The 15,390-nt window shown below is 43.1% G+C and carries 15 protein-coding genes; 2 read left to right on the top strand and 13 right to left on the bottom strand.

All coding sequences use genetic code 11. From position 1 onward, the window contains the following. Window positions 1-250 precede the first annotated feature (250 nt). The 13 genes from jag to AC4HAF_RS00850 form a co-directional block, all read right to left on the bottom strand. Window positions 251-1,246 carry an RNA-binding cell elongation regulator Jag/EloR gene (gene jag / locus AC4HAF_RS00910; protein WP_491096303.1) on the bottom strand — a complete coding sequence of 332 codons (996 nt, stop codon included), beginning with the start codon at window positions 1,244-1,246 and terminating at the stop codon, window positions 251-253. A 12-nt stretch (window positions 1,247-1,258) separates the two neighbouring features. Beyond that, the gene (locus tag AC4HAF_RS00905) at window positions 1,259-2,074 is read right to left on the bottom strand and encodes a YidC/Oxa1 family membrane protein insertase (protein ID WP_491096302.1); all 816 of its coding nucleotides are present in this window, start codon (window positions 2,072-2,074) and stop codon (window positions 1,259-1,261) included. Next, window positions 2,058-2,417, bottom strand: coding sequence for a ribonuclease P protein component (gene rnpA / locus AC4HAF_RS00900; protein WP_491096301.1), 360 nt, complete (start codon window positions 2,415-2,417; stop codon window positions 2,058-2,060). Before rnpA ends, AC4HAF_RS00905 begins: the two co-directional genes overlap by 17 nt. A 94-nt stretch (window positions 2,418-2,511) precedes the next feature. Next, window positions 2,512-3,888: an argininosuccinate lyase gene (gene argH, locus AC4HAF_RS00895; RefSeq protein ID WP_491096300.1), complete on the bottom strand. Its 1,377-nt coding sequence runs from the start codon at window positions 3,886-3,888 to the stop codon at window positions 2,512-2,514. 241 nt (window positions 3,889-4,129) lie between these two features. Next, the gene (locus AC4HAF_RS00890) at window positions 4,130-5,329 is read right to left on the bottom strand and encodes an argininosuccinate synthase (protein ID WP_491096299.1); all 1,200 of its coding nucleotides are present in this window, start codon (window positions 5,327-5,329) and stop codon (window positions 4,130-4,132) included. Between the two features lie 247 nt (window positions 5,330-5,576). Further along, window positions 5,577-6,842 (bottom strand): MFS transporter, encoded by a 1,266-nt coding sequence (locus AC4HAF_RS00885; RefSeq protein ID WP_491096298.1) that lies wholly within the window; start codon window positions 6,840-6,842, stop codon window positions 5,577-5,579. A 138-nt stretch (window positions 6,843-6,980) separates the two neighbouring features. Continuing rightward, window positions 6,981-7,523, bottom strand: coding sequence for a hypothetical protein (locus AC4HAF_RS00880; protein WP_491096297.1), 543 nt, complete (start codon window positions 7,521-7,523; stop codon window positions 6,981-6,983). A gap of 68 nt (window positions 7,524-7,591) precedes the next feature. Next, window positions 7,592-8,116, bottom strand: a complete 525-nt coding sequence (locus AC4HAF_RS00875; protein ID WP_491091726.1) for a transcription repressor NadR — start codon at window positions 8,114-8,116, stop codon at window positions 7,592-7,594. Window positions 8,117-8,350: 234 nt separating this feature from the next. Next, entirely contained in the window at window positions 8,351-9,808 is a 1,458-nt protein-coding gene (gene gltX, locus AC4HAF_RS00870; RefSeq protein ID WP_491096296.1) for a glutamate--tRNA ligase, read from the bottom strand. 281 nt (window positions 9,809-10,089) lie between these two features. Next, the gene (locus AC4HAF_RS00865) at window positions 10,090-10,584 is read right to left on the bottom strand and encodes a beta-class carbonic anhydrase (RefSeq protein ID WP_491096295.1); all 495 of its coding nucleotides are present in this window, start codon (window positions 10,582-10,584) and stop codon (window positions 10,090-10,092) included. Window positions 10,585-10,678: 94 nt separating this feature from the next. Then, on the bottom strand, window positions 10,679-12,040 hold the full coding sequence (radA, locus tag AC4HAF_RS00860) for a DNA repair protein RadA (RefSeq protein ID WP_491096398.1): 1,362 nt from the start codon (window positions 12,038-12,040) through the stop codon (window positions 10,679-10,681). Continuing rightward, window positions 12,037-12,507, bottom strand: coding sequence for a cysteine hydrolase family protein (locus tag AC4HAF_RS00855; RefSeq protein WP_491096294.1), 471 nt, complete (start codon window positions 12,505-12,507; stop codon window positions 12,037-12,039). Before AC4HAF_RS00855 ends, radA begins: the two co-directional genes overlap by 4 nt. A 3-nt stretch (window positions 12,508-12,510) precedes the next feature. Beyond that, complete coding sequence (locus tag AC4HAF_RS00850; protein ID WP_491096293.1) at window positions 12,511-12,954, bottom strand: dUTP diphosphatase; 444 nt, start codon at window positions 12,952-12,954, stop codon at window positions 12,511-12,513. Between the two features lie 254 nt (window positions 12,955-13,208). Between AC4HAF_RS00850 and AC4HAF_RS00845 the strand changes: the two genes are divergently transcribed. Both AC4HAF_RS00845 and galU read left to right on the top strand, forming a co-directional pair. Further along, entirely contained in the window at window positions 13,209-14,225 is a 1,017-nt protein-coding gene (locus AC4HAF_RS00845; protein ID WP_491096292.1) for an NAD(P)H-dependent glycerol-3-phosphate dehydrogenase, read from the top strand. 4 nt (window positions 14,226-14,229) lie between these two features. Continuing rightward, window positions 14,230-15,141 (top strand): UTP--glucose-1-phosphate uridylyltransferase GalU, encoded by a 912-nt coding sequence (gene galU, locus AC4HAF_RS00840; RefSeq protein ID WP_491096291.1) that lies wholly within the window; start codon window positions 14,230-14,232, stop codon window positions 15,139-15,141. Window positions 15,142-15,390: the final 249 nt, after the last annotated feature.

Genomic DNA, 15,390 nt, shown 5'->3' with positions numbered 1-15,390 from the left:
TGTTCCTCTGCTTTTGTGTCCACATCTCTGGACAATTCATTTCACACGGATTGGTAAACACTTTCTTAATCAGGCTGACGGTAAATTTCTGACACTTTTGCTGTACACCAGTCTAAGCTCTGGCAGTGCAAAACGGCAAATCTGTTATCAGCAAAAAAGCAGCTTCACGGCATTAAAAAAGGACTGGAGATATTGTATCCAGTCCCGCTGTTTATTATTTAACTGATAACCATCACCAAATGCCTTGAAATCAGTCTTTCAAAGCTACCACTACATAGCGATTTGGGTCATTGCCCTCGGAATAGCTTTCGACGCCATCAATTCCTGTAATGGTCTTGTGGACAACCTTGCGCTCGCTGTTGCTCATAGGATCCATTTGATAGGCTTTGCCTGAATCTAAAACCCGGTTGGCAATTTTATGAGCAAAATCAATCAAGGTTTCTGTCCGATGTTCCATGTAATCATGAACATTCAAAGACACCGCAAAATGTTTGGAGTAGTGGTCATGAAGAAAATTCTGAGCCAGTAATTGCAGAGATTTTAAGACTTTGCCGTGATAGCCAATCACGCGCCCTGCTTCTGGTGTTTCAATCTGAAGGTTAATCTGACGGCGGTTATTGGTCATCTCAATACTTGCTTCCAGATCCATCTCGTAGATAATATTCTGAACATACTGCAGAACAGCTTCTCCGGCCAAAGCAATGTCAGCACCGCCTTCAACCTCATCGAATTCATTAGCAACAAATTCTTCAAAGCTTTGTTCTTCTTCAACCTCAGGTGCATGGGCCTTCTCAGCAGATACTGCAGCCTTTGTTTCAGCATTTTTTAAATTGTCCTGCTTCTCAGCCAACTGGCTTTGTGCCAAAGCTTCCTGCGGCGAAATTTCACCTTCTAAAATTTGTTTTTTGACTGTTTCATCTAAAGGCTGACCGTTTTCTTTTTCAATCTCTTTGATGGCCTTAGAGAGTTTATTTAAAGCGACTGTGTCTTCGACGCTGCTGGAAACAGGGGCATTTTGCTTATTGACTTCCTCAGGCACTCCACGGACCGCTTTTTGGTCTGCTTTATGAGCCGTCTTTTCATTGATGCCTTCAATTTCAACACGGGCCAATTTTCTGCCGAAGCCAAGAAAACCCTTTTTTTCGCGTGAAATGACTCTAATATGAGCCTTCATTCGGGAAATCCCCATTTGTTTCAAACCATTTTCAATAGCTTCTTCAACAGTTTTTCCTGTGAACAATACCATGATTTGTTCTCCTTATCTTCTCTTCTTCTGTGCTTTTTTCTTAGCACGTCTTTTCCTTGCTTCCAGCTCACGCGCCTCTCTTTCAATGCGCTCGCGCTCCGCCACAATCTTAAACGGATTATTTAAGAGGAGAATCTGGAAGACTTGGTAGGCATTGGAAACTACCCAGTAAAGGGCAACCCCGCTTGCCAGATTAAAACCGACCAGCAGAATGAAAATTGGCAAAATGATATTCATTGCTATCATCATGCCATTTCGCTCCTTGGCTGCCTTATTGGTCAGCCAAGATGACAAGAAGGTAAACACTGCCGCCAGAACCGGCAGGATAAAGTAAGGATCCTTATCGCCAATATCCATCCAGAGAAAAGATCCCGTCTTTAAAAATTCAACACGGGTCAAAGCCTGATAGAGAGCCCAGAGCACCGGCATTTGGATAAGCAGAGGAAAAAGACTGGCATAAGGATTAACACCGTATTTTTTATAGAGATTCTGACTCTCCTCAGCTAGGAGCATCCGGCTTTCTCTGTCTTTTCCGGAATATTTGGCTTGCAGGGCCTTCAGCTCAGGCTGAATCTCCTGCATTTTCTGTCCGGATTTCAGCTGCATATTGAATAAGGGCAAGAGAACTGTCCTAATCAGAATCGTAAAGATAATGATACCGATACCGATACGGCCATTGACAGAGAAAAAGCGAATAATTTCCGCAAAGAAATAAACAAACTTCTCCCATGCCCCTTCTGACTGATGACTTACCTGGCTGCGGCCGCAGGCTGACAAAAATAAAAGCGCAACAGACGCCAAGCCCATTAATTTATATTTCCTTTTCACTCGTCGTTCCTTCCTGATACAATTTAGCCAGTTTCAAAACATGGATGAGATTTTTTTTCAGTGCCTGATAATCAAGCTCTTCAGTCCCTTTTCTGGCAATGATGACAAAATCCTGCGACTGCAAATGGGGACCTAATTCCATAAGAATATGGCGTAATTTTCGTTTGATAGCATTTCTAGTGACAGCATTTCCTAACTTTTTCCCAACCGAAAGCCCAACACGATAGTGACTTTGATCTTTTTTTAAACTGTAGACAACAAACTTGCGATTGGCAATGCTGCATCCTTCAGTAAAAATAGCCTGAAAATCTTTATCACTCTTAACGCGATAGCTTTTTTTCAAAACATGACTCCAATTAATTTAAAGTATTCTTATTATATCATAAAATGAAAAAAAGCCAAAAATCTCATTAATTTTTGGTTTCTTTCCTATACTCCTAAAAGACTTTCTTAGCCTCTTCAATTTGCTTTTTGACCTGTTCAAAACCGGTTCCGCCCAGTGAATTTCTGCGTTCTACAGCTGTCTTAGACTGAAGAGCCGTGTAGATATCTTCTTCAATAAGGTCTGAGATTTCTTGATAGCGCTCCAAGGGCACATCCTGTAAATAGTGACCGTTCTTAGTACATTCCAGAACCAGCTTACCGACGATTTCGTGGGCCTGTCTAAATGGCAGTCCCTTAACAGCTAAATAATCAGCCAATTCAGTCGCATTTGAAAAGTCTTTTTCGGTAGACTCAGCCATATGGGCACCATTAACAGTCATTGACTCAAGCATTCCGGTCAGAATATCAATGGCTACAGTAATGGTTTCAGCCGTATCAAACATACCTTCCTTATCTTCTTGAAGATCCTTATTGTAGGCCAGAGGAAGAGACTTCATAACCGTTAACAGCCCAAAAAGATTGCCAAAGACACGGCCGGATTTGCCGCGGATCAGCTCAGCCATATCAGGATTTTTCTTTTGCGGCATAATTGAAGAGCCGGTAGAAAACGTATCAGACAAGGTAACAAACTGATACTCATTGCTGCACCAATTAATGATTTCTTCACAGATACGGCTCATGTGCATCATTAAAATACTGGCATTGGAGAGAAATTCCAAAATGAAGTCACGGTCAGATACTGCGTCTAACGAATTGCTGTAAGGCTTAGCAAAGCCCATCTGCTCAGCTGTCATCTGCCGGTCAATCGGAAAAGTCGTTCCTGCCAGAGCAGCTGCGCCGAGCGGCGACAGGTCTGTATGCTGCTGGTTAAAAGCAAAGCGCTCGCTGTCGCGCGTAAACATATTGTAATAAGCCATCAGGTGGTGTCCAAAGGAAATCGGTTGGGCATGCTGAAGGTGCGTGTAACCCGGCATAATCGTATGGACATGCTTTTCTGCCAGGCTGAGCAAGATTTGTCTCAAATGGTTCAGTTTTTCCAGCACTTCTGCCAGTTTGGTCTTGAGATAAAGGTGCATGTCCGTTGCCACTTGGTCATTTCGTGAACGTGCTGTGTGAAGCTTTCCGGCCACCGAACCGATTTTTTCAGTCAAAAGGGTCTCAATATTCATGTGAATGTCTTCGCTTGAGACATCAAAAACCAGCTGACCTGCTTTGTATTCCTGCAGCAGCTCTTCTAAGCCTGCTTGGATTTGCGCAGCATCATTTTGCGGGATAATGCCTGTTTGACCCAGCATGCTGACATGGGCTAAAGAACCCTTAATATCAAACTCGGCCATCTTTTGGTCAAAGCCGATACTGGCACCGAATTCCTCAACCCACTTCTCCAGCCCTGCTTCAAAGCGTCCGCCCCAAAGTTTTTTTTCTGTCATTTTATATCCCCTTCTTTTATTGCTATTATAGAAAAAGGCTAGAAAAACTAGCCCCCATTAGTGTCACTGCACTTGTCTTTCTTAAATCCTGCCTCTCTGCGGACAGGTTTATTTAAGCTCGGTGTAACTCTCTGTTTACACTTACGAGTAGTTAGAAAAGAGTTTCAGATGGATATCACTGTGTCCTTTTATCTGATAATAATTTCTAAACAGCTGCTTTATGGTTGGTCACTCAAAATCTTTATTGCTTGTTTTGATTGGCCACCTCAGCATTTACTTTCGTTGGCAGGCCCCAAAGTTTAATGAAACCAACTGCTGCATCCTGATCGAAAGTATCAGCAGATGTGTAGGTTGCCAGATTTTCATCATAAAGTGAATTTGGTGATTTCCTAGCAACAACCTTGGCAGATCCCTTGTAAAGTTTCACCTTGGCTATTCCATTAACAGCCTTTTGTGTTTCATTGATGTAAGCGATAATAGCTTGTGTTGCCGGATTGAACCACAAAGCATTGTAGATGAGATTGGACAGTTCGTTTTCAAGGATCGGTTTAAAATGCGACACTTCACGTACCAAAGTCAAATCTTCAATTTCCTTATGAGCTGTCAAGAGGGTAATAGCTCCGGGACACTCATAAATTTCACGCGATTTAATGCCGACCAGACGGTTTTCCACATGATCAATCCGTCCGATGCCGTGTTTACCGGCCAGATTGTTGAGTTTTTGAATCAAATCAGCCAGCTTCATTTCAGTGCCGTCCAGTGCAACTGGTTTGCCGGCTTTAAATTCGATTTCCACATAATCTGGTGTGTCAGGCGCTTCCTCAACAGAACTTGTAATCCCGAAAGCATCCTCAGGCGCTTCGTTCCACGGATTTTCAAGGACACCGCACTCATTGGCACGGCCCCAAAGATTTTGGTCAACTGAATAAGGATTATCAAGGTCTGCCGGAACAGGAACGCCGTTTTCTTTGGCATAGTTAATTTCCTCTTCCCGCGACCATTTCCACTCACGAACCGGAGCTATCACGTTTAATTTAGGATCAAGAGCTGCGATAGCTACTTCAAAACGAACCTGGTCATTTCCCTTGCCCGTACAGCCGTGAGCAATTGTTGTCGCGCCGGTCTTGTGGGCAATTTCAACTAACTTTTTAGAAATAACAGGGCGGCTGAGTGCTGAAACCAACGGATATTTTTGTTCGTAATAAGCATGTGCCTGCAAAGCCGGCAGCACATATTCTTCAGCGAATTCATCCTTGACATCAAGAACATAAGACTCGACAGCACCGACTTTAAGAGCCTTGTCATGAATAAAGGCCAAATCCTTACCTTCACCGACATCCATGCAAACAGCAACAACATCATAATCTTTTTTCAGCCAGGTAATGGCAACTGACGTATCAAGACCGCCCGAATAGGCTAAAATAACTTTTTCTTTTGACATAAAACAAACTCTTTTCTATTTTGAATTTTGATTAATTATTCAAAGAATGACTTTATTATATTGCATATTTATTCAAAAGTCAAGTATATTTTCAAAAAATATTTATTTTTATGTATTTTTTTCTTTTTCCCTTCTAAAATAATAGTTAAAGCAAAACATTGCTTACCTGCCATGGCTGGTCTGACGGTACAAAGAAAAGGCCGGAACCCTTGGTTCCAACCTTTTTTCACAGTTATAATCAATCACTCTATTCCTTCGGATATTTATAAGTTAATAAATAATCACCGTTGGATTGCTTTGTAAATTCCAGAGATACATAAGTCAATTTAGACTTATCAGAGCTGGAATAATCGCTGTAAGTGAGCTTCAAATACCTTTTAATGCCTTGGCCGTAGCTTTCCACAATTTCTCTTGCTTCGACAGGATCGCCGTGCTTTTTGATGATATCATCCAATTTCGCACCGCCCTTACCATTTTCTCTGTCACCGACAGTTAAGGCATTAACATCAGCTTGTGTCCAATTAGACTTGTATGATCCTCTTGCAACGGTTTTTACTTTTGACGAATCGGAATACATTGTTCCGCTTGAAAGAATAAATTTACCATTATATTGCTTTTCAAAAGAAAGTCTTACTCTTTCACTGTCATTAGTATCGCTTGCATATCTCAAAGACAGGTTATTGCCATTGATAGTAGCTTCTGAAGCCTTACCGAATTTCTTAAGAACCGACTTGACCGTAGAACCTTCTTTATTTGAGTAGCTGGCAAATTCTAACTCTTCAAACTTAGACTCGGTCCATTTGTATTCATACTCAGAACTGTCTGCAATATAGTCCTGAACATCAGTACTGTCTTCGTCGCCCTCATCTTCATCTTCTTCATCATCAATGTCTTCGTCGTCAATGTCCTCGTCATCTGTATCTTCTTTTTTCTCACGCTTTTCTGTTTTTGGCTGATCATCCTTAGGCTGACGGACAAAGACAGCAGCTCCGCTGGCCAAAAAGACTATTGATGCCAGCACAACAGCAATAATGGATAAAACTTTTTTGCGCTTAAGATTGACAATTAAACTGACAACAGCATAGATAAGTGCTAAGAAAGCAATAATGACATAAATAATCGGAATCGGCGCCAGCCAAGCCAGAATCAGGGTAATCACCGAAACAACAAATGAAATGATCGGAAGAACAATAAGCTCCTTACGAGCCGGAGCACTTTGAAAGACCGGATTGACAGTCGGAGGAACAACCGGCTGTTCAAAGTTTGCCTGCCCTTGCTGCATATTATTTTGCTGAGGTGCTGCAGGTTCGGCTGCCCCTGCAGGATTTTGCGGCTGACTTTGAGCTTCCTGATAAGCTGCAGGCTCTCCTGCAGTTTGCTCTGGTACAGATTGTTCCGCTGGTTTTGAATCCTGCGGCTGAGCCGTTTGATTTTCTGGCATAGGAGTTTCTCCAGCTGCATTTTCAGGCGTGTTTTGTTCCGGAGTATTTCCATTGTTAAATTCTTCTGCCATGATATCTCCTTCGCTTTTTTCCTTTATTGTACTATAATCAAAGGCTTTTTTCAATGCTTCCCTGAACTTTAAGATCACAAAAAAAGCAGTTCTGCAATCAGAAGATGATCCAATCACAGAAACTTACCCAGCAAGTTTTTAAATACTTTTTGCTGCCTTGAGAAATTTCCAGCAGTAATAGGCCAAATAAAAATCAACCATCCCATGAATGACAGAGCCCATTCCGATTAAAACAATTAAAGTCAGCCAATAAGACGCAGACACAGAACCAGAGACTGTCAGCATTAAAACGACCAGAAACTCAGCTAAGCCATGAATTATATTGAGCCCCAGAGCCAAAAACAGCGTTTTTTGCCAGCTTAGCAGAAAATCAGGATGTTTTTGAATCAGATAGGCACCAATAACAGCAAAAAGCAGATGAGAGAAGGCGCGCAGGACAATCACAAAAGGAAAACCAGCCATAAAAAAGCCAAGCCCTGCTCCCAGAGCAACAGCGATAGCTACTCCCGGTGATATAAAGACAGCAAGAAAAACAGGAACATGGCTGGCTAAGGTAAACGAGGCAGGTCCAATAACCACTTTGACAGGCACAATCAGCGGAATCAAGATGGCAAAGGCAATCAGTATCGCAGACAAGGTCAGCTTTTGAAGACGTTTTTTAGGGACAGGGGAAGCAGACATGATAACTCCTCAGTGTTTTGTACTGATTCAAGTTTACAGCATATCTTTACATATGTCAAGACACATATCTAATTTTCAAATAGCAGCCCCTTGTTTCTGAGATGCCGGACAATGTTTTCAAATGTTTCTTTATCTCGGCAGGATATCCTGTGAAGATGAATCCCTCCTGTCAGGCTGCTCAGTAAGCTCCCGTGATAGCAGGACAGTTTATCCATAAAATAATCTATTTCGTCCTGACTTTCAATATTCAAAGGGGCAGTAATCATGCCGTAAATCGGATGTTCTACTTCAACATCCAGTACTTTCCCGCCATTTTGAACGATTGTCTCTAATTCCAGACGAACTTCCTTAGCACTGTGCTTACAGGCCAATTTCCCATGATAATAAGAACTCGGAACCTGCAGGCGGTCTGCTAAAAGATAACCCCGATGGGTTGCCATAATATCATAGTTTTCAGCCCTTAAAAGAGCCACATCGCCTACAATAATCTGCCGGCTGACTCCCAGCTGCTCTGCCAAACGGCCGGCCGAAAGCGGCTGCTCTGCTTTTTCTAATTTTTCTAAAATAGCCTGACGGCGTTCCTTAGCTTTCATTCGTCACCTCTGGTTTTAGCAATAAGTTTTCTGATGTCTACTTACTTTCATTATATCAAATCCTGTTAATTGTTGTTAGCGGCAGCCCTTTAAACAGGGGACTTGTTCTGTTTTTTCAAGAAAACAGGGGCTGAGCAAAAGCAGCTCAGCCCCATTCTTATTATATTTTGTGCAATAATTACCGGCTTTTCGTTTGCCGCAAGGCAAAAGCAAGTCAGCCTGTCAGCAAAAATTTTATTTAATCTTTTCCAGCATAGAAGTCAGATGTTCAATTGATTTTTCTTTGCCGAGCAGATAAATAGTGTCCGGCAGTTCCGGACCGTGCATTTCACCTGAAACAGCGATGCGGATTGGCATGAAAAGATTCTTACCCTTGATGCCCGTCTCCTTTTGCACAGCTTTAATCTGCGGGAAGATATTTTCAGACTGAAAGTCTTCGTCTGGCATGGCTTCTAATTTAGCCTTGAACGCTTCAAGCACTGTCGGTACCGTATCACCTGTCATGAATTCTTTGGCTTGATCTGTCAACTCCGGAAAATCTTCAAAGAAAAGATCTGTCAGCGGTACAATTTCATCAATAGACTTCATTTGCGGCTGGTAAAGTTCCACCATTTTCTCAGCCTTGTCCGTTAAGCGGCCTGCTGCCTGCAAATAAGGTTTCGCCAGCGCAAAAACAGTGTCAAAATCAGCATGCTTGATGTATTCATTGCTCATCCAGTCAAGTTTTTTCTGGTCAAAGGCTGCCGGAGATTTACTGAGACGTTTCTCATCGAAAAGCTCAATCAATTTGTCATGAGAAAAGATTTCGTTTTCTCCGCCCGGATTCCAGCCCAGCAAAGCAATAAAGTTGAAAACCGCATCCGGCAGGTAGCCCTTTTGACGGTAGTCTTCAATAAACTGCAGCGTATCGGTGTCTCGTTTTGACAGTTTCTTGCCGGTTTCAGAATTGATAATCAGTGTCATGTGCCCAAATTCCGGCGGCTGCCAGCCGAGCGCTTCGTAGATCATAAGCTGCTTAGGTGTGTTGGCAATATGATCATCGCCGCGGATAACATGAGAAATCTCCATCAGATGATCATCTACTACGACTGCAAAATTATAGGTAGGGTAACCGTCTTTCTTTTGAATGACCCAATCGCCGCCAATGTTACTGCCTTCAAATTCGATATCGCCTTTGACCATGTCGTGCCATTTATAAATACCGGATTCATTAACTGCCAGACGAACGGTCGGAACAATCCCTGCAGCTTCGCGTTCTGCAATGTAGGCAGCCTTTTCTTCTTCTGACATGCCAAGAAATTCATTGATGTAGCGAGGTGTTTCTCCGGCAGCTTCCTGGCGTTCACGTTCGGCCGCCAGTTCATCTTCTGTTACGTAGGACTTATAAGCCTTGCCTTCTGCCAGAAGCTGATCAATATAGTTTTGATAGAGAGCCAGACGTTCTGACTGGCGGTAATTTTCATGGGTTTCCGGACTCTCATCCCAATCAATTCCCAGCCAGCGTAAGTTTTCCAGCTGTGAGCGCTCGCCGTCTTCGACATGGCGCTTGCGGTCTGTATCCTCAATACGAATAATAAAATCGCCGCCGTAATGACGGGCATAAAGGTAGTTAAAGAGCGCTGTCCGCGCATTTCCGATGTGTAATAATCCTGTAGGACTGGGTGCATAGCGCACACGAATCTTGTTTGCCATTTCTCTCTCCTGTTAGTTAATTGGCACAGACTGTATGCCAGATGGAAAAGTCAATAAGAGCTCCCTAAAAATTTTCATGGAAAGCTCCGCTTTTTTCTGCTGTTTAGCTGTGCCTATAAAAATCAATCGTTTCTATTATAGCATATCCTTAGCATTTGAGCGAAAAAAACGGCAGTAAAAAATAGCCATGCCTTATCACCGTCCGTCCTTATTTAATCAGTTCCGCTGAAAATGATAGTAACCAAAATAATTTCAAAAAAATGAGGCTTGGCCTCATTTGATCATTTGACTTCGGTAATTCTGCCGGTATCGACATCATAAACAGCACCTGAAATGGTAATATTTTCAGGAATTAAAGGCGAATTTTTCAGCAGAACCATGTCTTTTCGGACACTGTCCTCAACATTGGTAAAAGGTAAAAAGTCGTAATCTGAAACATCAGCTTTCAAATCCTCTTGCAGCTGCTGCGCAAACTCTTCGTTTGTAAAGGTCTGTGCTCCGCAGTCAGTATGGTGCAAAACGACAATCTCACTTGTCCCCAGCTGCTGTTCGGAAATCACTAAGGACCGGATAACATCATCCGTCACCCGGCCGCCGGCATTGCGCAGAATATGAGCATCGCCAAGAGCCAAGCCCAAAGCCGGAGCCACATGCAGTCTGGCATCCATACAAGTGATGATAGCTACATGCGTTTTAGGCTTCATTGGCAAATGGTCTGTGCCATGCAAGTCAACATAAGCTTGGTTAGCTTTTAAAAAATTATTAAAATAAGACATTGTTACTCCTTTGCTTCAAGCTAGTCAAATAAGTCTTTAAGGTAACTAGCTTAGGCCGTATCATACCACTTTTCGGGTATTTTTCACTGCTGGATCAGCCAAATACTTTTTTCAGCACCTGACTGACAGTACTGACACCAATGACCTCAATGCCTTGGGGAGTGCTCAACCCTGCTAAAGCATTTTGAGGAACATAGATTTTGGTAAAACCGAGTTTTGCAGCTTCATTGATGCGCTGTTCAATACGATTGACGCGGCGAATTTCACCGGTCAATCCAATTTCACCAATATAGCATTCCTGAGGGTTGGTCGGTTTTTCCTTATAGCTCGAGGCAATAGCTACCGCAACTGCCAAGTCAATAGCCGGCTCATCTAAGCGGACACCGCCGGCAGATTTGAGATAAGCATCCTGATTTTGCAAGAGAAGCCCGCAGCGCTTTTCCAAGACAGCCATAATCAGACTGACACGGTTAAAATCAAGGCCGGTTGTTGTGCGCTTGGCATTGCCAAATACAGTCGGTGTTACCAAGGCCTGGACCTCCGCCAGAATCGGTCTTGTTCCTTCCATAGTGACAACAATAGCTGAGCCTGTTGCCCCATCTAGACGTTCTTCCAAAAAGACCTGACTGGGGTTAAGAACTTCGACAAGGCCATTTGTTCTCATCTCGAAAATACCGATTTCATTGGTGGAGCCAAAACGGTTTTTAACCGCCCGCAGAATGCGAAAGGTATGCTGCCGCTCCCCTTCAAAATAAAGAACCGTATCTACCATGTGCTCCAGCATTCTGGGGCCGGCCAGAGTGCCTTCCTTGGTCACATGACCGACGATAAAGGTAGCGATATTATTGGTCTTAGCCAGCTGCATCAGCTCTGCAGTTACCTCACGAACCTGACTGACAGACCCTTGAACACTGGAAATTTCCGGACTCATAATGGTCTGAATAGAATCAATAATCAGGAAATCCGGTTTAATCTGCTCAATCTGAGCGCGAATAGCCTGCATATTGGTCTCAGCATAGAGGTAAAATTCATTGTCAATATCTCCCAGACGCTCACTGCGCAGCTTGATTTGCTCAGCCGACTCCTCTCCTGAAACATAAAGAACGCATCCCTTATTGGCCAGCTGGACAGAGACTTGCAAAAGCAGAGTTGATTTGCCGATTCCGGGATCTCCTCCAATCAGCACAAGACTTCCCGGTACCACACCGCCGCCTAAGACACGGTTGAATTCACTCATTTCTGTCTTTATTCTTGTAACTTGATTAGACCTTACTTGATTGAGTTTAACGGGTTTTGTTTTTTCCCCTGTCAGAGATACACGCGCATTTTTTACCTCAGCGACTTCCACTTCTTCAACAAAGGAAGACCAGCTGCTGCAGTTGGGACAGCGTCCCAGATACTTGGGCGAATTGTAGCCGCACTCCTGACAGACAAAGGTTGTTTTTTTCTTAGCTATGATAATTCTCCTTTAATGATTATTCCCTGTTTTTGGCATTTCTCTTGCGTTCTTTGAAAGACTGTTTTATTAGCAGCTCCGATGCAGGATAAATCCAAGCTTACTTGAAAACCAGCCTTAACAGCTGCCAGAGCCGTTGCCTTGATACAGCCGTTGCCATCAACGCCAATAAGCTCCAAAGTTTGAGATTTGCTATTTTTCAAAAAATTCAACAAGGCCGGGTTAGTCAAGCCAGACGCACGCCGCTTTTCAAAAATAGAATCAGACACAACAGACAAACCTTGAGTAAAATCCTTAGGTTTCTTTGTTAAATCCCAGAAAAAACGATTGACAATATAAATCACACGATCCGCTGGATAAGCGGCAATTTTTTGGTTAACTGCTGTAACCAGTTGAGGATTAGCGTGAAGCTTGTTTTTTCCGACATAATCAGCCTGCATATCAATAACCAGTAAATAGTCCGCCATCTTTTATTTTCCTGTAGAGCCAAAACCGCCGGTCCGCACGCCATCAGCTTCATCGCCGTCAGCGATCAAAAACGGTGCAAAAACAGCTTGGACAATACGCTCACCAGCTTCAAGGATGACCGTCTGATCTGTAATATTTTTCATTTGTGCAAAAATGTGCCCTTCATTGGCCGGATTGTTATAGTAGTCTCCGTCAATCACACCGACCGAATTGATCAGTACCAAACCTTTTTTGCGCGGGTTGGATGAACGGTCATACAAATAAAGCACCTCACCGGGCTGCATGTAAGCTTTAACACCTGTCGGTACTAAAACGATTGCCTCAGCCGCAATCTCGGTCCTCTCTGCCACCTTTAAATCATAACCGGCTGCATGGGCTGTTTCTCGTTTGGGCAGCAGTTCTTTATCCTTATAGTCAGAAATTAATTCAAATCCACGAACTTTCATTGGTCACTCCTTAGGCCTTTTTAAGAATGAACACCAGACATTAAAACAATGCCAATGCTCCTCAATTTCTTCTATTATAAATGATTTATTCGCAAAACAAAAGTAAAATTCCTGCCCTCTCAGAGAGCCGTATTTTCTGGCAGCATTTCAGCAGGAGTGCAAAGAATAACGATTTCCTTTCGACTAATTAAAGACAAATGAATTAGCTTTATGATATAATGAGGTTAACTTTTCATGAACTAAACAGGAGAAAAATGATGAGACAAAAAATTGCCGTATTGGGCCCCGGGTCATGGGGAACTGCCTTATCTCAAGTCCTTAATGACAACGGTCATGAGGTTCGTATCTGGGGTAATATCCCTGAGCAGATTGATGAAATTAACGAACATCATACCAACAAACGGTATTTCAAAGATGTGGTTTTAGACGACAAGATCAAAGCCTACAAAGAATTAAAAGAAGCCCTAAAGGATGTTGATGCTATCCTTTTTGTCGTACCCACAAAGGTCACTCGTCTAGTTGCCAAACAAGTGGCAGAGCTGCTTGACCACAAGGTCATTATCATGCATGCTTCCAAAGGATTGGAGCCGGGAACGCATGAGCGTTTATCTGTCATTCTTGAAGAAGAAATTCCAGCTGAGCTTCGCAGCGATATCGTCGTTGTCTCTGGTCCCAGCCATGCTGAGGAAACCATTGTCCGCGATATTACTTTGATTACGGCAGCCTCAAAAGACTTAGAAGCTGCTAAATATGTGCAAAAGCTTTTCAGCAACAACTACTTCCGTCTCTATACCAATCCGGATGTCATCGGTGTTGAAACCGCCGGCGCCCTCAAAAACATTATTGCAGTCGGAGCCGGGGCACTGCACGGCATGGGATATGGCGACAATGCCAAGGCAGCCGTCATCACGCGCGGCTTAGCTGAAATTACCCGTCTGGGAGTAAAGTTAGGCGCTGATCCGCTGACCTACAGCGGTCTTTCGGGTGTCGGTGACTTAATTGTTACCGGAACATCAGTCCATTCGCGTAACTGGCGTGCAGGAGATGCTTTGGGCCGCGGTGAAAAATTAGAAGACATTGAAAAAAATATGGGTATGGTCATCGAAGGTATTTCAACCACCAAAGTTGCCTATGAACTGTCTAAGGAACTTGATGTCTATATGCCTATTACCAGTGCCATTTATCAATCCATCTATGAAGGTAAAAATATCAAGGAAGCCATCAGGTCAATGATGTCCAACGAATTCAGAGCAGAAAATGAATGGAGTTAGTCATATGCCAAACAAAAAAGTGAGAAAAGCAGTTATCCCCGCAGCAGGTCTGGGAACACGTTTCCTGCCGGCCACTAAAGCACTCGCCAAAGAAATGCTGCCCATTGTCGATAAACCAACTATTCAATTTATCGTGGAAGAAGCCTTAAAATCAGGTATTGAGGATATTTTGGTTGTTACCGGTAAATCAAAACGTTCCATTGAAGACCACTTTGATTCCAACTTTGAACTGGAATACAACCTTGAACAAAAGGGAAAAACGGACCTTCTGAAGCTCGTTAATGATACTACTGCCATTAACCTGCACTTTATTCGTCAGAGCCATCCGCGCGGACTGGGCGATGCTGTTTTGCAGGCTAAGGCCTTTGTTGGAAACGAACCCTTTGTTGTGATGCTGGGTGATGATCTCATGGATATTACAGATGAGCAGGCCGTCCCGTTGACACGCCAGCTCATCAATGACTACGACCAAACACATGCTTCGACCATTGCTGTCATGCCGGTTCCGCACGATGAAGTTTCTGCCTACGGCGTCATCGCTCCCCACGGTGAAGGAGTGAACGGTCTTTACAGTGTTGATACTTTCGTTGAAAAACCGGCCCCTGAAGAAGCGCCAAGCGATTTGGCTATTATCGGCCGCTATCTGCTGACCCCTGAAATCTTTACCATTCTGGAAACACAAAAACCCGGTGCCGGCAATGAAGTTCAGCTGACAGATGCTATTGATACCCTGAACAAAACGCAGCGCGTTTTCGCTCGTGAATTCACCGGTAAACGCTATGATGTCGGCGATAAATTTGGCTTCATGAAAACCTCAATTGACTACGCCTTGAAGCACCCTCAAGTAAAAGATGAACTGAAGTCTTATATTATTAACCTTGGTAAAGAATTAGATAAGAAGAAAAAAGCGGATTAACATTTAATCCGCTTTAAGCTTTTACCATTAGAACAGCCAGGAGCTGGGGCACAATGATATACTCCTCTTATAGTGGACAGTGAAAAAATAAAAAATTCACTAGAGACTATGAGGGGAGTTTTCATATGTCAAAACCTAGAAAAGTATCTGTAGAAGATAAATTAGACATTGTTCAGCTATATCTCAATCAGAGAATTTCTATTAGCCAACTAGCAGCTAAATAATACACTAGCAGTCAAACGACTATCA

The organism is Streptococcus sp. ELY_90 (genome assembly GCF_058314475.1).
Note: the sequence above shows the minus strand (reverse complement) of the source record. Positions and strands in the feature narration are given on the sequence as shown.